General features: G+C 60.2%; 25 protein-coding genes. 20 read left to right on the forward strand and 5 right to left on the reverse strand.

All coding sequences use genetic code 11. The features are described from left to right. The first annotated feature begins 7 nt into the window (after window positions 1–7). The 9 genes from bamA to ACQ4WR_RS26745 all read left to right on the forward strand — a co-directional run bounded on the left by bamA (window position 8) and on the right by ACQ4WR_RS26745 (window position 9,257). Window positions 8–2,344 (forward strand): outer membrane protein assembly factor BamA, encoded by a 2,337-nt coding sequence (gene bamA / locus ACQ4WR_RS26705; RefSeq protein ID WP_102293848.1) that lies wholly within the window; start codon window positions 8–10, stop codon window positions 2,342–2,344. A 52-nt stretch (window positions 2,345–2,396) separates the two neighbouring features. Beyond that, complete coding sequence (locus ACQ4WR_RS26710; protein WP_102293847.1) at window positions 2,397–2,915, forward strand: OmpH/Skp family outer membrane protein; 519 nt, start codon at window positions 2,397–2,399, stop codon at window positions 2,913–2,915. A 165-nt stretch (window positions 2,916–3,080) separates the two neighbouring features. Further along, window positions 3,081–4,136 carry a UDP-3-O-(3-hydroxymyristoyl)glucosamine N-acyltransferase gene (lpxD, locus tag ACQ4WR_RS26715; RefSeq protein WP_102293846.1) on the forward strand — a complete coding sequence of 352 codons (1,056 nt, stop codon included), beginning with the start codon at window positions 3,081–3,083 and terminating at the stop codon, window positions 4,134–4,136. Then, window positions 4,133–4,627 (forward strand): 3-hydroxyacyl-ACP dehydratase FabZ, encoded by a 495-nt coding sequence (gene fabZ / locus ACQ4WR_RS26720; RefSeq protein ID WP_071077748.1) that lies wholly within the window; start codon window positions 4,133–4,135, stop codon window positions 4,625–4,627. The genes lpxD and fabZ overlap by 4 nt, the downstream gene beginning before the upstream one ends. A 1-nt stretch (window position 4,628) precedes the next feature. Beyond that, entirely contained in the window at window positions 4,629–5,420 is a 792-nt protein-coding gene (gene lpxA, locus ACQ4WR_RS26725) for an acyl-ACP--UDP-N-acetylglucosamine O-acyltransferase (protein ID WP_102293845.1), read from the forward strand. Further along, window positions 5,404–6,579: a lipid-A-disaccharide synthase gene (gene lpxB, locus ACQ4WR_RS26730; RefSeq protein ID WP_102293844.1), complete on the forward strand. Its 1,176-nt coding sequence runs from the start codon at window positions 5,404–5,406 to the stop codon at window positions 6,577–6,579. The genes lpxA and lpxB overlap by 17 nt, the downstream gene beginning before the upstream one ends. A gap of 43 nt (window positions 6,580–6,622) precedes the next feature. Further along, window positions 6,623–7,261, forward strand: coding sequence for a ribonuclease HII (gene rnhB / locus ACQ4WR_RS26735; RefSeq protein ID WP_102293843.1), 639 nt, complete (start codon window positions 6,623–6,625; stop codon window positions 7,259–7,261). Further along, window positions 7,258–8,043 (forward strand): TrmH family RNA methyltransferase, encoded by a 786-nt coding sequence (locus ACQ4WR_RS26740; protein WP_436491017.1) that lies wholly within the window; start codon window positions 7,258–7,260, stop codon window positions 8,041–8,043. The genes rnhB and ACQ4WR_RS26740 overlap by 4 nt, the downstream gene beginning before the upstream one ends. Window positions 8,044–8,054: 11 nt before the next feature. Then, window positions 8,055–9,257, forward strand: a complete 1,203-nt coding sequence (locus ACQ4WR_RS26745; protein ID WP_436491019.1) for an aminotransferase class V-fold PLP-dependent enzyme — start codon at window positions 8,055–8,057, stop codon at window positions 9,255–9,257. 38 nt (window positions 9,258–9,295) lie between these two features. Here ACQ4WR_RS26745 and ppsR read toward each other — a convergent pair whose 3' ends face one another. Then, complete coding sequence (ppsR, locus tag ACQ4WR_RS26750) at window positions 9,296–10,144, reverse strand: posphoenolpyruvate synthetase regulatory kinase/phosphorylase PpsR (protein WP_436491020.1); 849 nt, start codon at window positions 10,142–10,144, stop codon at window positions 9,296–9,298. Window positions 10,145–10,296: 152 nt separating this feature from the next. On the opposite strand from ppsR, the gene ppsA reads away from it, so the two are divergent. From ppsA to ACQ4WR_RS26775, 5 genes are all read left to right on the forward strand, one after another. Further along, on the forward strand, window positions 10,297–12,729 hold the full coding sequence (gene ppsA, locus ACQ4WR_RS26755; RefSeq protein WP_046685533.1) for a phosphoenolpyruvate synthase: 2,433 nt from the start codon (window positions 10,297–10,299) through the stop codon (window positions 12,727–12,729). A gap of 167 nt (window positions 12,730–12,896) precedes the next feature. Continuing rightward, entirely contained in the window at window positions 12,897–13,394 is a 498-nt protein-coding gene (locus ACQ4WR_RS26760; protein WP_071324012.1) for a Dps family protein, read from the forward strand. A gap of 177 nt (window positions 13,395–13,571) precedes the next feature. Continuing rightward, the gene (locus tag ACQ4WR_RS26765) at window positions 13,572–13,988 is read left to right on the forward strand and encodes an NfeD family protein (protein ID WP_436491022.1); all 417 of its coding nucleotides are present in this window, start codon (window positions 13,572–13,574) and stop codon (window positions 13,986–13,988) included. A gap of 15 nt (window positions 13,989–14,003) precedes the next feature. Next, the gene (locus ACQ4WR_RS26770; RefSeq protein WP_102293839.1) at window positions 14,004–14,948 is read left to right on the forward strand and encodes an SPFH domain-containing protein; all 945 of its coding nucleotides are present in this window, start codon (window positions 14,004–14,006) and stop codon (window positions 14,946–14,948) included. Window positions 14,949–15,569: 621 nt separating this feature from the next. Continuing rightward, complete coding sequence (locus ACQ4WR_RS26775) at window positions 15,570–15,878, forward strand: H-NS histone family protein (protein WP_076569808.1); 309 nt, start codon at window positions 15,570–15,572, stop codon at window positions 15,876–15,878. 310 nt (window positions 15,879–16,188) lie between these two features. Here the strand turns inward: ACQ4WR_RS26775 and smpB are convergent, their stop codons facing one another. Then, window positions 16,189–16,638 carry an SsrA-binding protein SmpB gene (gene smpB / locus ACQ4WR_RS26780; RefSeq protein WP_034784131.1) on the reverse strand — a complete coding sequence of 150 codons (450 nt, stop codon included), beginning with the start codon at window positions 16,636–16,638 and terminating at the stop codon, window positions 16,189–16,191. A gap of 93 nt (window positions 16,639–16,731) precedes the next feature. Between smpB and ACQ4WR_RS26785 the strand changes: the two genes are divergently transcribed. Both ACQ4WR_RS26785 and ACQ4WR_RS26790 read left to right on the forward strand, forming a co-directional pair. Beyond that, on the forward strand, window positions 16,732–17,163 hold the full coding sequence (locus ACQ4WR_RS26785) for a type II toxin-antitoxin system RatA family toxin (protein WP_102293838.1): 432 nt from the start codon (window positions 16,732–16,734) through the stop codon (window positions 17,161–17,163). Beyond that, a complete protein-coding gene (locus ACQ4WR_RS26790; RefSeq protein ID WP_436491026.1) occupies window positions 17,156–17,461 on the forward strand; it encodes an RnfH family protein in 306 nt (101 codons plus the stop codon). The genes ACQ4WR_RS26785 and ACQ4WR_RS26790 overlap by 8 nt, the downstream gene beginning before the upstream one ends. Window positions 17,462–17,671: 210 nt before the next feature. Here the strand turns inward: ACQ4WR_RS26790 and ACQ4WR_RS26795 are convergent, their stop codons facing one another. From ACQ4WR_RS26795 to ACQ4WR_RS26805, 3 genes are all read right to left on the reverse strand, one after another. Continuing rightward, complete coding sequence (locus tag ACQ4WR_RS26795; protein WP_436491027.1) at window positions 17,672–18,781, reverse strand: Arm DNA-binding domain-containing protein; 1,110 nt, start codon at window positions 18,779–18,781, stop codon at window positions 17,672–17,674. 5 nt (window positions 18,782–18,786) lie between these two features. After that, the gene (gene xisR, locus ACQ4WR_RS26800; protein WP_436491029.1) at window positions 18,787–19,122 is read right to left on the reverse strand and encodes an excisionase family protein; all 336 of its coding nucleotides are present in this window, start codon (window positions 19,120–19,122) and stop codon (window positions 18,787–18,789) included. A gap of 267 nt (window positions 19,123–19,389) precedes the next feature. After that, on the reverse strand, window positions 19,390–19,632 hold the full coding sequence (locus ACQ4WR_RS26805) for a hypothetical protein (protein WP_436491031.1): 243 nt from the start codon (window positions 19,630–19,632) through the stop codon (window positions 19,390–19,392). A gap of 231 nt (window positions 19,633–19,863) precedes the next feature. On the opposite strand from ACQ4WR_RS26805, the gene ACQ4WR_RS26810 reads away from it, so the two are divergent. The 4 genes from ACQ4WR_RS26810 to ACQ4WR_RS26825 all read left to right on the forward strand — a co-directional run bounded on the left by ACQ4WR_RS26810 (window position 19,864) and on the right by ACQ4WR_RS26825 (window position 21,042). Beyond that, window positions 19,864–19,998: a hypothetical protein gene (locus ACQ4WR_RS26810; RefSeq protein ID WP_436491033.1), complete on the forward strand. Its 135-nt coding sequence runs from the start codon at window positions 19,864–19,866 to the stop codon at window positions 19,996–19,998. Next, window positions 19,995–20,252: a hypothetical protein gene (locus ACQ4WR_RS26815; RefSeq protein WP_436491034.1), complete on the forward strand. Its 258-nt coding sequence runs from the start codon at window positions 19,995–19,997 to the stop codon at window positions 20,250–20,252. Before ACQ4WR_RS26810 ends, ACQ4WR_RS26815 begins: the two co-directional genes overlap by 4 nt. Before the next feature lie 266 nt (window positions 20,253–20,518). After that, complete coding sequence (locus ACQ4WR_RS26820; RefSeq protein WP_436491036.1) at window positions 20,519–20,809, forward strand: hypothetical protein; 291 nt, start codon at window positions 20,519–20,521, stop codon at window positions 20,807–20,809. 17 nt (window positions 20,810–20,826) lie between these two features. Further along, entirely contained in the window at window positions 20,827–21,042 is a 216-nt protein-coding gene (locus tag ACQ4WR_RS26825) for a hypothetical protein (protein WP_436491038.1), read from the forward strand. Window positions 21,043–21,082: the final 40 nt, after the last annotated feature.

The following is a 21,082-nucleotide window of genomic DNA, read 5'->3' on the forward strand; positions in this document are numbered from 1 at the left end:
AACCCCAATGAAATTACATTCTGCTCGTTTTGCCTTGCCTTCCTTTCGCCGTAGCCTGATCGGTGCTGCCGTCATGGCTTTCTGTGCCGGCCACGCGCTGGCCGTCCAGCCGTTCACTGTCAAGGACATCCGGGTCGAAGGGATCCAGCGTACCGAAGCGGGTACCGTGTTCAGCTACCTGCCGGTGCGGGTAGGCGAGACGTTCTCCGACGAAAAGAGTATCGCCGCCATCAAGGCCCTGTATGCGACGGGTTTCTTCAAGGATGTGCGCCTGGAAGTCGATGGCGACGTGCTGGTCGTGCTGGTCGAGGAACGCCCGGCCATCGCCGCGGTGGAATTCACCGGCACCAAGGAATTTGAAAAGGACGTGCTGGTCAAGGCATTGAAGGAAATTGGCGTGGGTGAAGCCAAGATCTTCGACAAGGCTTCGGTCGACCGCGCGGAACAGGAACTCAAGCGCCAGTACCTGTCGCATGGCCTGTACGGCGTGAAGATCACCACCACCGTCACGCCGATCGAGCGCAACCGCGTCAACGTGGTGTTCGCCGTCGACGAAGGCGACGTGGCGCGCATCAAGCAGATCAACATCGTCGGCAACAAGGCGTTCAAGGACAAGGAACTGCGCGAGCAGCTGGCCCTGAACACGGGCGGCTGGTTCAGCTGGTACACCAAGGCCGACCAGTATTCGAAGACCAAGCTGACGGGCGACATCGAGTCGCTGAAGTCGTTCTACCTTGACCGCGGCTATATCGAGATGCAGGTCGATTCGACGCAAGTGTCGATCACGCCCGATAAAAAAGACATCTACCTGACGATCAACATCACGGAAGGCGAGAAGTACAAGATCGCCGGCACCAAGTTCGAAGGCGAGATGTTTGGCCGCGAAGAAGAACTGAAGGCGCTGAACCTGATGCGCGAAGGCGAGATCTATTCGGGCGCGCGCCTGACGGCGACCAACAAGCGTATCCAGGACCGCCTGGCGACGTTCGGCTATGCGTTTGCCAACGTCAACGCCAATCCCGAGATCAATCGCGAAAAGCATGAAGTGGGCTTTACCTTCTTCATCGATCCGGGCAAGCGCGTCTACGTGCGCCACATGAATATCGCCGGCAACACCACCACGCGCGATGAAGTCATCCGCCGCGAATTCCGCCAGTTCGAGTCGTCCTGGTACGACAGCAACAAGATCAAGCTGTCGCGCGACCGTGTCGACCGCCTCGGCTACTTCAAGGACGTGACCATCGACACGCCGGAAGCGCAGGGCACGAACGACCAGGTTGACGTGAACGTGACGGTGGTGGAAAAGCCGACCGGTAACTTCCTGATCGGCGGCGCGTTCTCGCAGTCAGAGAAATTCACCCTGTCGGCTTCGATTTCGCAAGCCAACTTTGCCGGTAGCGGCAACACGGTGGGTATCGAACTCAATACCAGCCATTACAGCCGCACCATCGCGTTTTCGCAAACCAATCCGTATTTCACGGACGACGGCATCTCGCGCAGCTTTGAAGTCTACCTGCGGACGACGGAACCGCCGGCGCTGAACATCGGCAGCTACAAGATCAAGCAGACCGGTGGCCGCGTCAGTTTCGGCGTGCCATTCTCGGAAATGGATACCGTCTTCTTCGGTATCGGCGCCGAGCGCTCGCGCATCGAAACGGATGCCACCAGCCCGGTGCGCTTCAAGCAATACGTGATCGACAACGGCGGCCCGTCCGACGGTATCGGTTCGGCCACCACCAATTCCATCCCGCTGACGGCGGCATGGCAGCGCGACAGCCGCGACAGCGCGCTGACACCATCGATTGGCCGCTACCAGCGCGTCAACCTCGAGGCTGACCTGGTCGGCGACCAGAAATACTTCCGTGCCATCTATGAGCACCAGTATTTCCGTCCGTTGTTCAGCAAGGTCACCCTGGCGCTGAAAGGCGAGATCGATTACGGCCACGGTATCGGCAACCACGTGTATCCGGTCTTCAAGAACTTCTACGGCGGCGGCATCGGTTCGGTGCGCGGCTACCTGAGCTCTTCGCTGGGCGCGGTTGAACCAAGCACCAACGACGCCCTCGGCGGCGCGTCGCGCCTGATCGGTAACGCGGAACTGCAAATGCCATTCCCCGGTTCGGGCAATGACCGCAGCCTGCGCTGGTTCGGTTTCCTCGACGGCGGCCAGGTCTACCAGGAAGGCGAAAAAATGCGGATCTCGCAATTGCGCTATTCTGCAGGTCTGGGGATCAGCTGGATTTCGCCGGTGGGCCCGCTCAAGCTGAGCTATGCCAAGCCGTTGAACGCCAAACCGACAGACCGCCTGGAGCGCTTCCAGTTCCAGATGGGTACCGGTTTCTGACCGGGCCCTCTGCAGCAGGGCGCCAGCTTACACTTTTTGACCATGGAGTATCATGAACACCGCATCCGCTACCCTGCCCAAGACCCTTGCCGCGCTTGCATTGTGCTGGAGTTCGCTGTTGCCGGTGCAGGCACAGGCTCAGGAGTCGAAGATCGCCTGGATCAGCAGCGAACGTATTTATAACGAATCGAAGCTGGCGAAACAGGCCAGCGCCAAGCTGGCCGAGGAATTCCGTTCGCGGGAAAAGGCCGTGCAGGAATTGGCCGCCCGTTTCAAGGTGGCCAACGAGGCGCTGGAAAAGGACATGCCGACCCTGAGCGAGGCCGACCGTGCCAAGCGCCAGCGCGAATTTTTCGAACTGGACAAGGAATTGCAGCGCCGCCAGCGCGAATTCCGCGAAGACCTGAGCCAGCGCACGAACGAAGAGCGCAGCGCCATCGCGGAAAAGGCCAACACCATCATCCAGCAGATGGCGCATATCGAAGGATATGACATCGTGCTGCAGGAAGCCCTGTGGGCCAGCCCGCGCATCGACATTACCGACAAGGTCTTGAAGGCGCTGGACAAGTAATCGAAACGGTTTTAAGCCTGACAGTGCCGTAGCGAGCGGATGTGAGTGGTGCTTGAAAAGCGGAGCCGTGCGAATGCACGGGGCCGCCCGAGGCAGCGAGCATCGCAGACCGCACATCGCGCCGCGCGGTACGCATAGTCAGGCGTTCTTATAAAAAGGTAAAAGATGGGCACTCGACTAGGAGACTTGGTCGAACGCTTCGGCGGGCAGTTGGCGGGCGATCCCAACCTGGAAGTCACAGGGATCGCACCGCTGGCCGACGCCGGCGCTTCGCACATCAGCTTTCTCAGCAACAGTAAATTTCGCGCACAGGCGGCCCAGAGTGGCGCTGCCGCCCTGATCCTCACGCCGGCCGACGACGCGCTGATCGGCGTTGAGTACGCGGGCGCGCGCATCGTCACGCCGAATCCCTATGTGTATTTCGCGCGCGCGGCGCAGTATTTCGCCGCCCTGCATGAAATCAAGGCCCCGCCGGGCATCCATGCCAGCGCCGTGGTCGACGCCAGCGCGCAGGTCGACGCCAGCGCCTCCGTCGGCGCCAATGCCGTCATCGAGGCCGGTGCCGTGATTGGCGCCGGCTGCGTGATCGGCTCAGGCTGTGTGGTGGGGCGCGACGCCGTGATCGGCGCCGGCACGCAGTTCTTCGCCAACGTGACCTTCCACGCGCGCTGCGTGATCGGCCAGCGCGGCATCATCCATTCGGGCGCCGTCATCGGCACCGACGGATTCGGCTTCGCCAACGAAGGCGGCGTGTATATCAAGATCCCGCAAACGGGCAGGGTGGTGATCGGCGACGATGTCGATATCGGCGCCAACACCACCATCGACCGTGGCGCACTGGCCGACACCATCATCGAAGACGGCGTCAAGCTGGACAACCAGATCCAGATTGGCCACAACTGCCATATCGGCGCGCACACGGCCATGGCCGGCTGCGTCGGCGTGGCGGGCAGTGCCGTCATCGGCAAATACTGCACCTTTGGCGGCGCCGCCATGGTGCTGGGCCACCTGACGATCGCCGACCGCGTCCACGTCGGCTCGGGCAGCATGGTCTCGCGTTCGATTCTTGAAGCGGGCCAGTACACGGGTTTCTACCCGCTGGCCAAGAACGCCGACTGGGAAAAGAGCGCCGCCATCGTGCGCAACCTGTCAAGCATGCGCGAGAAAATCCGCGCGCTTGAAAAAACAATTAAAACACTGACCACGCAAGACGAAAAATGACTACTGAAAAAAAGACCCTCGACATCCTGGCCATCAAATCGCTGCTGCCGCACCGCTACCCGCTGCTGCTGGTGGACCGCGTGCTGGACTGGGAAGCGAACAAAACCATCACCGCCATCAAGAACGTGACGGTCAACGAAGAATTCTTCCAGGGCCACTTCCCGCACAAGCCAGTCATGCCTGGCGTGCTGATGATCGAAGCGCTGGCGCAGACGGCGGCCTTGCTGTCGTTCCTGTCGATGGGCGTGAAACCGGACGAGAACTCGGTGGTGTACTTCGTCGGCATCGACAATGCGCGCTTCAAGCGTCCCGTCGAACCGGGCGACCAGCTGAAGATGGACGTGGAAATTCTGCGCGTCTCGCGCGGCATCTGGAAGTACAAGGCGGTCGGCTCGGTCGACGGCAAAGTGGCGCTGGAAGCGGAGCTGATGTGCACCATCCGCAGCGCGCAGGATGCCAGCCAGTCTGCGAGCCAGCCTGCGGGACAGTAATATGGCGGCCATCCACTCCACGGCAGTGATCGACCCGAAGGCCGAGCTGGACAGCTCGGTCGAAGTCGGTCCGTATTCCATCATTGGCCCGCACGTGCGCATCGGCGCCGGCACCAAAGTCGGCCCGCACGTGGTGATCGACGGTCACACGACGATCGGCACGGACAATCACCTGTTCCAGTTTTCTTCCATCGGCGCGCAGCCGCAGGATAAAAAATGGGCAGGCGAGGCGACGCGCCTGGACATCGGCGACCGCAACACCATCCGCGAATTTTGCACCTTCAACACCGGCACGGTGCAGGGCGGCGGCGTGACGCGCCTGGGCAATGACAACTGGATTTCGGCGTATGTCCACCTCGCGCACGACTGCCTGGTGGGCAACAACACCATCTTTTCGAACAACGCGCAGCTGGCGGGCCACGTGGAGATCGGCGACTGGGTCATCATGAGCGGTTTCGCCAACGTGCACCAGTTCTGCAAGATCGGCGCGCATGCCTTCGTCGGCATGAGCACCAGCCTGACGCAGGACGTGCCGCCGTTCGTGCTGCTGAGCGGCAATCCGGCGCAGGCGCATGGCGTGAATATCGAGGGCCTGAAACGCCGCGGTTTCACGCGCGAGCAGATCAACGGCATCCGCACCGCCTATAAACTGATCTACCGCTCGGGCCTGACCCTCGATGAGGCCAAGGCGGCGCTGTTCGAAGAAGAGCAGGCTTCCTCGCCCGAGGTGGCCGAGCACATTCGCGCCATGCGCGAATTCCTGGGCGTGGCGTCGCGTGGCATCGTCCGCTGACCAGGCAGGCGGCCTGTCGGTCGCCATCGTCGCCGGCGAGGTGTCGGGCGACCTGCTGGCCAGCCGGCTGCTGTCCGGCCTGGTGCCGCAGCTGCCCGGTGCGCGTTTCCATGGCATCGGCGGCGAGCACATGGCCAGGCAGGGTTTTGTTTCCGACTGGCCGCTGGACAAGCTGACGGTGCGCGGCCTGTTCGAGATCATTCCCCGCTACCGCGAAATCAAGGGTATCCAGAACGCGCTGCGCGACCAGCTGCTGGCCGAGCGTCCCGCCGTCTTCATCGGCGCCGACTATCCCGGCTTCAACCTGGGGCTGGAACAGCAGCTGAAGGAAGGCGGCATCCCCACCGTGCATTACATCGGGCCGCAGATCTGGGCCTGGCGCGGTGGACGCATCAAGAAAATCATCAAGGCTGTCTCGCACATGCTGGTAATCTTCCCTTTCGAGGAAGAGATCTACCGCAAGGCTGGCGTGCCCGTCACGTATGTCGGCCATCCGCTGGCCGAGATGATTCCCGTGCAGCCTGACGAGGCGGCCGCGCGCCGTACCTTGGGCTTGCCGGAAGATGCCAACGTCGTGACCCTGATGCCGGGCAGCCGCATGGGTGAGCTCAAATACAATACGGTGGCCTTTGTCAGCGCCTGCAAGCTGCTGCTGGCGCGCGACCGTTCGCTGAAATTCGTCGCGCCCATGGCCGGCGAAAAACAGCGCCAGTACTTCCTGCAGCTGATCGCGCAAGCTGGCTTGCAGGACGTCGAGATCCTGCTTACCGATGGCGGCTCGCATACGGCCATCTGCGCCGCCGATGCGGTGCTGGTGGCATCCGGCACGGCTTCGCTGGAAGTGGCGCTATACAAGAAGCCGATGGTCATTGCCTACAAGATGATGCGCGCCTCGTGGGAAATCATGCGCCACATGGGCTACCAGCCGTGGATTGGCTTGCCCAACATCCTGGCGCGCGACTATCTGGTGCCCGAGCTGCTGCAAAACGCGGCCAGCCCCGAAGCGCTGGCCGAAGCCATGTGGCAGCAGCTGAGCGACGTGCCAGGGCGCTTGCGCCTGGTGCAGCGCTTCACGGACATGCACCACAGCCTGCTGCGCGACAGCGCGCGCGAGAGCGCCAACGCGGTGATGCAAGTTATCGCCGCCAACCGCAAGTAGTTCCGCTCACCGCTTCAACCGCAGTACCAACCAAAGATTTAACGTGAAAAATATCTATCCAGGCCTGTTTGACGACTTGCCATTCTCGCTCGATGAAATCGTCTGTGGCGTCGACGAGGCAGGGCGCGGTCCGCTGGCCGGCCCCGTCTTCGCCGCTGCCGTGATCCTCGACCCGAACCAGCCAATCGACGGCTTGCGCGACTCGAAGAAACTCACCGAAGCCAAACGCGACTTGCTGGCGCCGCAGATCAAGGCCAAGGCCCTGGCCTGGGCCATCGCCGAAGCGTCGGAAGAGGAGATCGACAGCCTGAATATCCTGCAGGCGTCGATGCTGGCCATGCGCCGCGCCGTCGAGGCGCTGGCGACCGTACCGACCCTGGCCCTGATCGATGGCAACCGCTGCCCCGTGATGCCGGTACGCGGCATGGCGATCATCGGTGGCGACGACAAGGTCGACTCCATTTCCGCCGCCTCGATCCTGGCCAAGACGGCACGCGACGCCGCCCTCGTGCACCTGCACGCGGCGTATCCTGAATACTGCTTCGACCAGCACAAGGGCTACGGCACCAAGCTGCACCTGGAACGCCTGCACCTGCACGGCGCCTCGCCCGTGCATCGCCGCTCGTTCGCGCCCGTACGTAACGTGATCGCCCTGTTTGGCGGACAGGAGGTGGCGGCATGAAGACGATCACCTCGCGCGACAACGCGCAGTACAAGGACCTGCTGAAACTGGCGGGCAGTTCGCAGGCGCGCCGCAAGTCCGGCCGCACCTTGCTCGATGGCGTGCACCTGTGCCAGTCCTACTTGCAGCTGCGCGGCATGCCGGAGCAGTGCATCGTCAGCGAAAGCGCCTTGCAGAATCCGGAAGTGGCGGACATCGTCGGCCAGCTCGAAAGCCAGCGCGCGCACGTGCTGGGTTTGCCCGATGCGCTGTACCACTCCGTGAGCCAGGTCGAACACGGCGTCGGCGTGATGTTCCTCATCGGGACACCGGAACGGGCCGTCACGGCGCCCGTCAGCGTCTCGGCCGTGCTGCTCGATAACCTGCAGGATCCGGGCAACGTCGGCTCTATTTTGCGCAGCGCGGCCGCCGCCGGCATCACGCAGGTGTATTGCAGCGCCGGCACGGCATTCTGCTGGTCGCCGAAAGTGCTGCGCGCGGCGATGGGCGCGCACTTCGTGCTCGATATCTTTGAAAACGTCGACCTGGCCGCGCTCGTTGCGGGCGCCAAGGTGGCGACCCTCGCCACCAGCGGCTACGCCACGCAGCGCCTGTACGATGTCGACCTGCGCCAGCCCGTGGCCTGGCTGTTCGGCCATGAAGGGCAGGGCGTGGCCGACGACCTGCTGGCTATGGCCACGCACCAGGTGGTCATTCCCCACCTGGGCCAGATCGAATCGCTGAACGTGGCCGCCTGCGCCGCCGTCTGCTTCTTCGAGCAGCTGCGCCAGGGCCAGTCCTGAACGGGGGAGCCATGTCTTTTCTTCTGCTTGCCGATGGTGCCGTACGTGATGAGGCCTGGTGGCGCCAGGTGGCCGCGTTTTATCCCGCGCCGCCGGACGCCATCGTCAATCTCGAACATGGCTATTTCGGCGCCATGGCCGCGCCTGTGCAAGCTGCCTTCGAACAGGCCGTGCGCTACACCAACGAGCAACTGAGTCCTTTCGTGCGCGGCGAGTTCACGCGCACGCACGTGGATATCCTGCGCCAGCGCGTCGCCGCGCTGATCGGCGCGCAGCCGCACGAGATCCTGCTGACCCGCAGCGGCACCGAGTCCATGCAGGTGCTGATCACGCAATACCACGGCCTGGCGCCCGGCGATACGGTGCTATGGAGTAATCTCGATTATCCGGCCATGCGCACGGCCATGCGCTGGCTGGCGCAGCGCCGTGGCGTCACCAGCACGCAAGTTCAATTGAGCCTGCCCATCAGCGATGACGAGATCATCGCCCGTTACGCGCAAGCCATGCGCCAGGCCGTCAATCCAAAATTGCTGCTGCTGTCGCAGGTGACGCCGGCCAACGGCCAGCAACTGCCGCTCAACGACATCATGGCGCTGGCGCGCGAGCACGGCATCGACGTGCTGCTCGATAGCGCCCATGCGCTGGGACAGGTCGACGTGGACGTGCAGGCCATGGGCGTCGATTTCGCCGGTTTCAATCTGCACAAATGGCTGGGAGCGCCGGCGGGACTCGGTGTCGTGTATATCCGCACATCGCAGCTGCACAAGATCGAGCCGCACTATGGCGACGACGATTATCCGCTGGACGATATCCGCAGCCGCCTGCACATGGGCATGCCCCCGATCGGCGCCATCCTGGCCGCGCCCGCCGCGTTGGATTTTCATGCGCGCCTGGGCGGCACGCCGGCCAAGAACGAACGCCTGGCATGGCTGCGCACTTACTGGGTCAGCCGCGCCGCGCAACTGCCCGGCGTGCGCATGTTGTCGCCGCCCGATGCCAGGCGCGGCACGGCGCTGGTGGCCTTTGCCGTGGACGGCATGAACGCGCGCGATCTGCAGCAAGCCTTGCTGCAGCGCTTTGGCATCTTTACCGTGCAGCGCAATATCGGCGATGCCGATGTCGTGCGCGCCACGGTCGCCGTCACGACCACCACCGCTGAACTCGATCAGCTGGTGGCCGCGCTGACGGTGCTGTCCAGCGAGGCGACCACCTGACAAAACCGACGCGCAGCAGGTCTGGTCAGGTGCTTTTCTCAGTATTCGCGGCGGTTCGGTTTGATCTCCTGGAGGATCGTCGTGGAGATCTCTTCAATCGACTTTGTGGTCGACGACAGCCAGCGTATTCCCTCGCGTTTCATCATTTTTTCCGCCTCGTTGACTTCGTAACGGCAATTTTCGATGGCCGCATACTTGCTGCCAGCGCGTCTTTCGTTGCGTATTTCCGACAAACGTTCGGGCGTAATGCTCAATCCGAAAATTTTATTCTTAAATTCCAGCAAGGCCGATGGCAGCTTGTCGCGCTCGAAATCATCGGGTATCAGCGGATAATTGGCCGCCTTGATGCCGTACTGCATGGCCAGGTACAGGCTGGTCGGGGTCTTGCCAGAGCGCGACACGCCCACCAGAATGACATCGGCCGACGACAGATTCTTGTGCGACTGGCCATCATCGTGCGCCAGCGAATAGTTGATCGCCTCGATGCGGTTCTTGTATTCCTCGCTGTCGACGATGTTGTGCGAGCGGCCGATGGTATGCGTCGACATCACGCCCAGCTCCTGCTCCAGCGGGGCGACGAAGGTCTGGATCAGGTCCATGTGCATGCCGCTGGACTTGCGGATCACGGCCGACAGGTCGCTTTTCACCAGGGTCGAGAAGATGATGGGCTTCTGGCCGTCGGTGGCGAAGGCTTCGTTGATTTTGCGCGCCGCGTCATGGGCCTTGTCCATGGTGTCGATGAAGGGCAGGCGGATCTGGCGGAAGCGCAGCTCGAATTGTGTCAGCACGGAATGGCCGAAGGTTTCGGCGGTGATGCCGGTACCGTCAGAAACGAAGAAAACAGTGCGGGCCGCAGGGGGCAGGGGAGGGCGTGGTTCTTGTGTCATGGGTCTTCGGATCGAGATTGTGCGTCGTCAATTTGCGCTGCACAAGGTAAAATGGCTGTAACGGTATGATTGTGCTGCACGACGCCAAGAATAACAAGAAGACAGTCTGTGCGCCGCGCGTAAAGATTTCTATCATCAGTAAGGGTGTCATTATGACCAACGCAGTATCGCAACAGCAGGAAGACAAGGACGCGGTGTATGTTGCCTCGTTCGAGCATTTGCGCATGACGGATGTCGAATCCGTCGGCGGCAAGAACGCCTCCCTGGGCGAAATGATCAGCCAGCTGGCGGAAGCCGGCGTGCGCGTGCCCGGTGGCTTCGCCACCACGGCGCAGGCTTTCCGCGACTTCCTGTCGTATAGCGCCAATGGCGGCTTGCCGCTGGCCGAACGCATCGCCCAGCGCCTTGAAGGGCTGGACATCGACGACGTGCGCTCGCTGGCGCAAGCCGGTGCCGAGATCCGGCAATGGATCGTGGAAACGCCGTTCCAGCCGCGCCTGGCAGCTGAAATCGACCAGTTCTACGCCAAGCTGGTGGCCGATTCCGATACCGAAATGTCGTTTGCCGTGCGCTCCTCGGCCACGGCGGAAGACTTGCCGGACGCCTCTTTTGCTGGTCAGCAAGAAACCTTCCTCAACGTGGTCGGCATCGACAACGTGCTCGACGCCATGAAACAGGTGTTCGCATCGCTGTACAACGACCGCGCCATCTCGTATCGCGTACATAAAGGCTTTACGCACGCTGAAGTGGCCTTGTCGGCCGGCGTGCAGCGCATGGTGCGCTCCGACCTGGGCGCTGCCGGCGTGATGTTTACCATCGATACGGAATCGGGCTTCAAGGATGTGGTCTTCGTCACCTCCAGCTATGGCCTGGGCGAAACCGTGGTGCAGGGCGCCGTCAATCCCGACGAATTCTATGTGCACAAGCCGATGCTGGAAAAGGGCAAGTCGCCCGTGATCCGCCGCAATATCGGCTCGAAGCTGCTGAAGATGGAATTCACCAATGAAGCGAAAGCTGGCCGCTCCGTAAAAACCGTCGACGTGCCCGTCGAAATGCGCAACCGCTACTCGCTGAACGACAGCGAAGTGGTGGAACTGGCGAAATACGCCGTCATCATTGAAAACCACTACGGCCGTCCGATGGACATCGAGTGGGGCAAGGATGGCCGCGACGGCAAGCTGTACATCCTGCAGGCGCGTCCTGAAACCGTCAAGTCGCAGCAAAAGGCGACCGACGTGCAAGAGCGCTTCAAGCTGAAAAGCACGGGCACCGTGCTGACGTCCGGCCGCGCCATCGGCCAGAAGATCGGCGCCGGTCCCGTGCGCGTGATTCACGATCCGGCCGACATGGAACGCGTGCAGCCGGGCGACGTGCTGGTTGCCGACATGACGGACCCGAACTGGGAACCGGTCATGAAGCGTGCTTCGGCCATCGTCACCAACCGTGGCGGCCGTACTTGCCACGCGGCGATCATCGCGCGTGAGCTGGGCGTGCCGGCCGTCGTCGGCTGCGGCGACGCGACCGACGTGCTGAAAGATGGCACCTTCGTCACCGTCGTGTGCTCCGAAGGCGACGAAGGCAAGATCTACGATGGCTTGCTGGAAACGGAAGTATCGGAAGTGTCGCGCGGCGAATTGCCCAAGCTCGACACCAAGATCATGCTCAATGTGGGCAACCCGCAGCTGGCCTTCGATTTCCAGTCGGTGCCGAACGCCGGCGTGGGCCTGGCGCGTCTGGAATTCATCATCAATAACAATATTGGTGTGCATCCGCGCGCGATCCTGGAATACCCGAACATCGATGCCGACCTGAAAAAGGCCGTGGAATCGGTGGCGCGTGGCCACGCCTCGCCGAAAGCGTTCTACATCGACAAGCTGGCCGAAGGCATTGCCACCATCGCCGCCGCGTTCTGGCCGAAGAAAGTCATCGTGCGCCTGTCGGACTTCAAGTCGAACGAGTACAAGAAGCTGATTGGCGGTTCGCGTTACGAGCCGGACGAGGAAAACCCGATGCTGGGCTTCCGCGGCGCGGCGCGCTACCTGTCGGCCGACTTCTCCGAAGCGTTCAACATGGAATGCGAAGCGATGAAGCGCGTGCGCAATGACATGGGCCTGACAAACGTGGAAATCATGGTGCCATTCGTGCGCACCCTGGGCCAGGCCGAGAAAGTCATCGACCTGCTGGCAAAGAATGGCCTGAAACGCGGCGAGAACGACCTGCGCGTCATCATGATGTGCGAAGTGCCGTCGAACGCCATCCTGGCCGACCAGTTCCTCGACCATTTCGACGGCTTCTCGATCGGCTCGAACGACCTGACCCAGCTGACCCTGGGACTGGACCGCGATTCGGGCATGGAATTGCTGGCCGCCGACTTCGACGAGCGCGATCCTGCCGTGAAAGCCCTGCTGGCCCTGGCCATCAAGGCCTGCCTGGCACGCGGCAAGTACATCGGCATTTGCGGCCAGGGTCCTTCGGACCACCCTGACTTCGCCGTCTGGCTGATGGAGCAGGGCATCGAATCGATGTCGCTGAATCCTGATTCGGTCATCGACACCTGGCAGAAACTGGCCGCGCTGAAAGCGTAAGCCGTTTCCATGCCTTGTAAAACCCGCTGCCAGCGAACCTGGCAGCGGGTTTTTTTATGCCTGTCTTGAGCCGGGCGAGGATAAGCGTGGCGCGCACGCCTGCATGCGATGGGTTTGCGCCAGATCAGCTAAAATGATTTCACCAATACATTGAAACGGGAGTTCACATGGCAAGCAAGAAACCGACCAAAGCTGCAAAGATCGACATCGGCATTTCCGAAGCGGACCGCGCGAAGATCGCGGAAGGCCTGTCCGGCCTGCTGGCCGACAGCTACACCTTGTACCTGATGACCCATAATTTTCACTGGAACGTCAAGGGGCCAATGTTCAACACCCTGCACCTGATGTTCATGACGCAATACACGGAGCAGTGGGGCGCGCTGGACCTGATCGCCGAGCGCATCCGCGCGCTCGGCTACCCGGCGCCGGGCACCTACAAGGAATTCGTCAAGCTCGCTTCGATCAAGGAAATCGACGGCGTGCCGCCGGCGCTGGATATGGTCAGCCACCTGGTGGCGGCACAGGAAGCGACCGCGCGCACGGCGCGCCGTTTGTTCCCGCTGCTGGAAAAGGCCAATGACCAGCCAACGGCCGACCTGATCACGCAGCGTCTGGACTTGCACGAAAAAACCGCGTGGATGCTGCGCAGCTTGCTGGAAGAATAAACGCCTGGCCTGGAAGGGCTAATTCGCCCCAGGCTATTGACGCCATCAGGAATTGCGTTAGACTGCTTGTATATAGGTGTATGGCAGGAATAATATCAGGCAGTGTTGCGCATCAAACCCCGTCGCTTATATAGGCTGCGGGGTTTTTTATTTTCAGATTCAAAAGATGGAGGCATCATGGCTGAATGGGTAGGCTGGTTCGTGGCAGCTGGCGCGGTATTAATCCTGGAACTGTTTACGGGCACGTTTTATTTGCTGATGATAGCCATCGGTATCAGTGCCGGTGGACTGGTGGCGCTGGCCGGTGGAAATGGCAGCTGGCAGGCCTTGACGGCGGCGATAGTCGGCGTGGCGGCTACCCTGTTATTGCGGCGCAGCCGTTTTGGCAAGGCGGCACGGCGCGACGCGGCGCAGGATCCGAATGTGAATCTGGATATCGGCCAGAACGTGGCAGTGTCGCACTGGGTCGATGGCATGGCACGGGTCATGTATCGTGGCGCCTTGTGGGATGTGGAATTGGCACCTGGCGGCGATACGCAAGCTGGCCATTACACCATACGCGCCGTGCGCGGTAGTCGTTTGATTGTTGGATAACCTGGAGAGTAGATTATGGAAGTAAGCATCGGAAGCGTGTCGCTTATCTTGTTATTGCTGGCATTGGTTTTTGTCTTCAAGACGGTCAATGTCGTGCCGCAACAGCACGCCTGGGTCGTCGAGCGCCTGGGCAAATTCCACGCGGTACTGGGTCCCGGCTTGAATATTGTCGTGCCTTTTGTTGACCGCATTGCTTATAAGCACGTGCTCAAGGAAATCCCGCTCGATGTGCCGCCGCAAGTCTGCATTACGCGTGACAATACGCAATTGCAGGTGGACGGTATCCTGTATTTCCAGATCACGGACGCGATGCGCGCTTCGTATGGTTCCTCGAACTATATTGCCGCCATCACGCAATTGGCGCAAACCACCTTGCGCTCGGTGATCGGCAAGATGGAACTCGACAAGACATTTGAAGAGCGCGACCATATCAATACGGCTATCGTGAATGCCATCGATGAATCAGCGGCGAATTGGGGCGTGAAGGTATTGCGTTATGAAATCAAGGATTTGACGCCGCCTAAGGAAATTCTGCATGCGATGCAGGCGCAAATTACGGCGGAACGGGAAAAGCGTGCCTTGATCGCTGCCTCGGAAGGGCGCAAGCAGGAGCAGATCAATATTGCCAGCGGCGAGCGCGAAGCGGCGATTGCACGCTCGGAAGGCGAGAAGCAGGCTTCCATCAACCGTGCTGAAGGGCAAGCCACCGCCATCGTGGCCTTGGCGCAAGCCAGTGCCGAAGCGCTGCGCCAGGTGGGCGCCGCCATTCGCGAGCCGGGTGGCGAAGATGCGGTCAACTTGAAAGTTGCAGAACAGTATGTGGGCGCGTTCGCGCAATTGGCGAAAACCAATAACTCGATTATCGTACCGGCCAATCTGGGCGACATGAGCGGCTTGATCGCGACAGCGATGCAGGTAGTGAAAACCCAGAAGCCGAAGGGCGGCGTGGCGCTTCCCTGAGTATGGGCTGGACTAGTTAAACCATAGTAACTGTGTAGTAACTGGATCCGAATGCCTGCCCGCTTTATAGCGGGCAGTTTGCATTGGGCGGTGCATGTTTATGTTGTGGTGTCATGCGGGCCTATCCTGCCGCAATGCTGTGCGGAGACTATTTTATGTTTATGTTATGCTGTGCGTGCTTTGGATATTAAGCTTGGATGAAACGCCTGTTTTTCTATAAAGTTGAGCTCGCTGAGTGTGCCGGTTGCGGCTGCGAAAGAATGCAGTGGTTATTGAGGTTTGTTTGTGATTGATAAACGGCTACGATAGCATTGCTCCCATGTATTTTTTGAATTGCAATTTATTATTACTATAAATTGCAATGAAACGAGAAGTGCTGCAGAATAAATACTGCACCTGGCACCGCAATTGAATTGTGAACAGAACCAGCGGTGGCATGGGCGACCTGACCGCGTGCCGCATCACCTGCGCGGCATCGTTTCAAGGCCAGCAAAAGTAGGTTTTTGGGTAAAAGAATTGTAAAAAACAATCAAAATTCAAGAAAAATCACCTCAGCCGCGTTACAATTGGATAGAATTTAACTGTTCAGTTATATTTTTCAACTCACACAAAGGAAATATCATGGATCTGTCCAGCTTATCCCTGTCCGAACTGCGTACCTTGCAGGATGACATCAAGAAGCAAATGAAAAAACGCGAACAGGACGATCTGTCCAAGGCGCGCGAGCAAATCCTGGCAATCGCCCAAAGCGTTGGTGTTTCCGTTAAAGACCTGGTGGGTACGGGCATCCGCGCTAAAACCGGTACCGTGGCCGTACGCTATCGCAATCCTGATGATCCGACGCAGCAATGGACTGGCCGTGGCCGTCAACCGAAATGGGTCAAGGAATGGACTGATTCGGGCAAGTCGCGTGATCTGCTGAAGGTTTAATCGACCATTCATTCGGATGCTTGTCCTGTGCAGTGGCAGGTGTGGTAGTGAGCAGCATACAAGCATCCGGAACTTTGTTTATCTGAACGTCTTTGGCCTGCCTGGCCAGCCGCAATTCTTCCCAGTATATCTATTTGGCTTTTTTGATAATGCCACTGTCTGCTTTCGCCTTATATATTTTGCATTCTGTTTGAGCGCATGCGCCGCGCCTTATTTGCCTGCGCGTGATTGGCCATAGCCAAAAATAAAACCCGGCATATGGCCGGGTTTTTGTATTGCTGGCGCACGCATGCGTGCCTGCCGTCCGTGATTAACGGCGGTGAGACTTCATTGCCGCCTGGACTTCGCGCGCGCCGTCGCGGTCGCGTTCGGCGGCCCGCTTGTCGTGCTGTTTCTTGCCCTTGGCCAGGCCGATTTCGCATTTCACGCGGCCGCCTTTGTAATGCAGGTTCAATGGCACCAGCGTGTAGCCCGAGCGCTCGACCTTGCCGATCAGTTTATCCATTTCCGCCCGGTGCAGCAGCAGCTTGCGCGTGCGCACGGCTTCCGGGTGGATATGGGTGGAGGCGGTCGGCAGGGCGCTGATGTGCGCGCCGAACAGGAACAGCTCGTCGCCGCGGACGACAACGTAGGCTTCCTTGATTTGTACGCGGGCGTCGCGGATGGCTTTGACTTCCCAGCCTTCCAGCACGATGCCCGCTTCGTAGCGATCCTCGATAAAGTAGTCGTGGAAGGCTTTTCTGTTGTCTGCTATGGTCATGAGATGGTAAATGTGCGCGGGTCGGTTAAACTACTGTCTCGCGCAAGCGCGATAAAATCAAATGTATCCAACATCATAGCAAATGGTTCTTCAATGGCAGTAGTACATAAATCAGTTTTTCTCGGCTATAGCGCCGAACAAATGTTCGCGCTGGTGGCGGCGGTGGAAGATTATCCCAAATTTCTGCCGTGGTGCGGTGCGGTCGAGATACGCGAGCGCGGCGAGAACACGGTCGTCGCCAGCGTGGGCATACAGTACCACGGCGTGCGCCAAAGCTTCACCACGTCCAACGAGAACGTGCCGCCGAGCTCCATCAAGATGAAGCTGGTGGACGGTCCTTTCAAGACCCTCGATGGCGTGTGGACTTTCAAGGCCCTGCGCGAGGACGCCTGCAAGATCGAACTGGACCTGCACTACGAGTTTTCCAGCCGCGTCCTGGAGCAGATCATCGGCCCCGTCTTCGGCATGATCGCCAACAGCATGGTCGATTCCTTCTGCAAGCGTGCGGAGACTGTGTATGGCTGAGGCCAATACACCCTGCATCCAGGTGCAGGTTTGCCACGCCTTGCCGGACAGCAGCTTCCTGCGCGCCCTGACGGTGCCTGCGGGCACGACCATCGGGCAGGCGGTGGAGCAGAGCGGCTTGCTGCAGGAAATCCCCGGCATCGACCTGGCCGTGAATGTGGTCGGCATCTATGGCAAGAAGAAGCCCCTCGATACCGTTTTGCGCGAGTATGACCGCATCGAGGTGTACCGGCCGCTGCAGGCTGACCCGAAAGAGGCGCGCCGGCGACGTGCCAGCGGCAAGCCAGCCAAGGCGTGACGGGTCAGGGTTGGGAGCAATAGGCGGACAAGGATGCGGCTGGCGGCCTGACCTGGCGGGACATTTTTTTGCTATTTCCAAATATCTTTTCTATGCTGCAAGGACGGAGGGCCGGTTTTTCTGTATAAGTTGCTTTTGTCCGTCGCAAGCAAGCATCCATGCGGGTTTCAGCCATTTCGCAATAAACTTGGGCGAAACGTGGGCGAAAATCTAAGCAACTCCTGCCTTTAGCCCATCTGTCATTTTGCAGTATTGATCAGGCAACACACCACCTTCCTGCTCAACCCAGCGGCCATATGTTCGGGTGATCATGGTCGTATCGGTATGGCCCATTTGCTTCGCCACATACATCGCGTTGGTTCCCGTCGAGAGCAGCGTCGATGCGAAGGTGTGCCTTGTTTGATACGGATTCCGGTAGCGGACCTGGGCCTTCTTGATCATTGCCGCCCAGAAGAGGCTCAGGCGCTGCGTGTTGTCCCAGCCCTGGCCGGTGGCCGGATCAAGGAACACCAGGCCGCCAGCAAGGAAACTATGTTGTTTCTGCGCAACCAGTGCCTCGACGGCACCGCGCCGCAGGTCGACCAGGCGACGGCCGGCGCGTGTCTTCAGCTCCTCGCGAGACTCACCCATCACGCGCGAACGTTCAACCTTCGCTTTGAATCCTGCCCAGTCGATCGACTCCCAGCGCAACGCGATGTATTCGCTCGGGCGCATGCCCGTGTAGAAGGCAAATTGAAAGACGTTCCTGGCCTGGCCCTGGGCGGCCCCGAGGATTGCGGCAATCTCCTGCGCTGAGAACGGGTCCACTTCGTATTCAGCCTTATACGCGTCGCGGTCTAGCGTTTTTTGCAATTTGACGCGGTCCAGCGGATTGCTTTCGATCAGGTCGTCGTTTATTGCAAGCTCGAGCGCGCCGCGCAAGGGGATGAGAATTTGCCGAACCGAGGTTGCCTTCAGGGACAGATCGACAATCCACGTGCGCAGCGCGGCCGGCGTAAGGTCGGTGAGCAGGGTATCGCCCCATTGCCCCATCAGAATTTTGTTGAGCACGCGCTTGTAGCTTTTCAACGTGCTGGGCGCGAGGATACGCTCGTAGATGGCGAATTGCTTTTCAAGCAGATCGCCAACGGTTACATCCTTGCCCCGAGGTTGCAAGCCGAACTTCTTCAACTGCGTCGAATCAGGGAAGTACTTGGCATAGTTGAAATTTCCCAGCGCAATGGCGTTCAGGATCTCGCCGCGCAGCCGCTCCGCATATTTGATATTTGCCTTGCTGTGCGCGAGCTTGAGCGTTTCCCTGCATTCGGTGCCCCGGTACATAAATTTTATGCGGATCGATTCGCTTTGGACGCCCGACCGGAGTTCGACGCCTGGCGGGCTGGACTTGCTTGTTCCCATTTTGCTACCCATTCTTCTACTGCCGGCAGGTTGATCCACAGCCGGCCATCCACAATTTTGCATTGATTGCCATCGAGCCACTTGCCGGCCTTGCGGCGGGCCTGCACGGAATCGACGGAATCGCCTGATATTTCGACGTAGCGCTCGAGCTTTACCCAGGCCAGAGGATGACGCTCGGCCTCTGCCTTGGCTGCCGCCGCGCGCGCATTGCGCTCGATGGTCTCGACCAGCTTGGCCACCATGTCGTGCTCGCTCATGTTCATGGCGCGCTCCTGGCCGCCACGTCTCCCGGGAGTGGCGAGTGTTTCGGCTTTGCCGCTTGCTTGGCGCGGATCGCCTCGACCTTCGTCCAAATCCTGGACAGCTCCGTCTCTCCGGCGGCGTGCATGTCTAGGCCTTGGGCCAGGCACAGGGCGGCCAGCGTGACCATGACGCCGCCGACTTCCTGCGCGCGCTCGCCGACCGGGCGGCCGAAAACGTAGTCGACCAGCTGGTGCGCCTCGCTGGCCGTGCAAGGTCTAAGAGGTCGATCATTCTGCTTGCTCCACAAAGGTTATATCGCCGGGCTGGCGCGGTGTCGCGTCGCCCATCAGGTAAATCACGGAAGACACGCCACCGCCCAGCACCTGGGCACCCATGGCGCGCAAGTGGTGCTGCTTGCCGTTGAACAGCACGGGCTGGCAGGTGTGGATCGCGCGCAGCACGGCCCGGTCCAGCTTGTATGCCGCCTCGGCCGGGGTTTCCGGCGCTGGTGCCGGGCTACGGCCGCTCATTGCGCCGTCGGCGCGCGGCGCGCGAACCATGCCACAGGACCATCGTTCTCTTCGTCGTACAGCGCGAGGAGGAACCCGTCAAGAGCTTCGGCCTGATGACTGGCACAAGATCTGGCCGGAGCTGGTTGCTGTCGATCCAGGCCACGCCGGCCGCCAGCTGCCCACTACCAACGCCATCTTCGACACCGTGCCGCCGCGGGCCGCTGTCGGCATCGACGTGGGCGCGAAGCCATGATCCGCCTGATCCCAACTTCCCCGCCTCGCCCGGCAGACGACTTCGTGCGTATCCCGCTGCTCGAACCGCATCAGCTGCCGCCTGGCGTGCCGCTCGATGAATGCCTCAAACAACTGAAGGAGCCGGAATGAACAAAACCGAAATCCACGCGAAGTGGCGTGTCCTGCCAGTCCATCTGGTCGCCAAGCTGTTTGGCGTCCTGGTCAAGGTTGAGGGAATGCCATTCGGTTCGGCTCGCATTTACCGGGCCAGCCCGCAGGTATCCGCAAAAAACGGCTGCGGCGGCTCACCAGCACCTACTGACGGTCCCCTCTCGAAATCCATTCTTGAAGATGAGATGAGAAGGCGCGGAGTTCTTCGAGATACCCCTCCGGGTACTGCGTGAGCAGAGATAGGTCGACGACACGCTCCGTATTGCTTTCCAGCGCGGATAGGAAAGCTTGATCAGTTCCCAGGCCGTTGTGCTTCACAACAGTGCAAAGCAAAACGCTTAACGCTTCGATGCGAGCCTCCAGTTTTGCAACGTAATTTTGATCTACCACGGGGATTTCCTCGAATTGTTGTTGTGGAGATTGCAATGTAGCACGAAGGAATTTCCCGCCCATTTTCGTTGTACCCAAACCCTGTAACACCGACCACCAGGAGAAAACCATGAAACAGAAGCAAAAACGTACTGCGCTCGTCAAGGGCTACATCACCGACGAGAACAAAGATGCCTTGCAAGCCGCATGCACTGCGATGCGCAAGTCAGTTAGCGATGTGCTGAACGAATGCACGATCGTGATCATCCGCAATCATCTGGACGTCAGGCCGAAACGGAATGATACGCCGCCGTTTTCAAGCGGAGCTAGGCCCAAATCAGTAAATAACAGGGCCCAGTTTTTCCCGGCACCGCGCCCGTGTTTCGGCATCGTCCCGCGCGTTGTGCGGATGCGGGTTTAACGGCATGGAGGCAGCTATTGAATAAACCAGCCGAGGTCACGGCCGAGGAAAAGGAGCTGGTTTTCCAGCGTTCGATGATTTACCGCCAGGCTGAGAAAGACCTGCAGGGCGCGAAGGACGGGGAGGGCGAGAGTGCGGCGAAGTCCGCGCACAAGGAAGCGCGCCAGAAATGGCGCGATGCCACCGACAGGGTGGCGAAGAAATATGAGGTGCCGCGGCGCGAGCCGCCATAACTAACCCGTACTCGACAGCTACAGCATCGCACGGCCGGAT

The sequence above is a fragment of the Janthinobacterium amylolyticum genome (assembly GCF_051380655.1).
Taxonomy (GTDB): Bacteria; Pseudomonadota; Gammaproteobacteria; order Burkholderiales; family Burkholderiaceae_D; genus Janthinobacterium.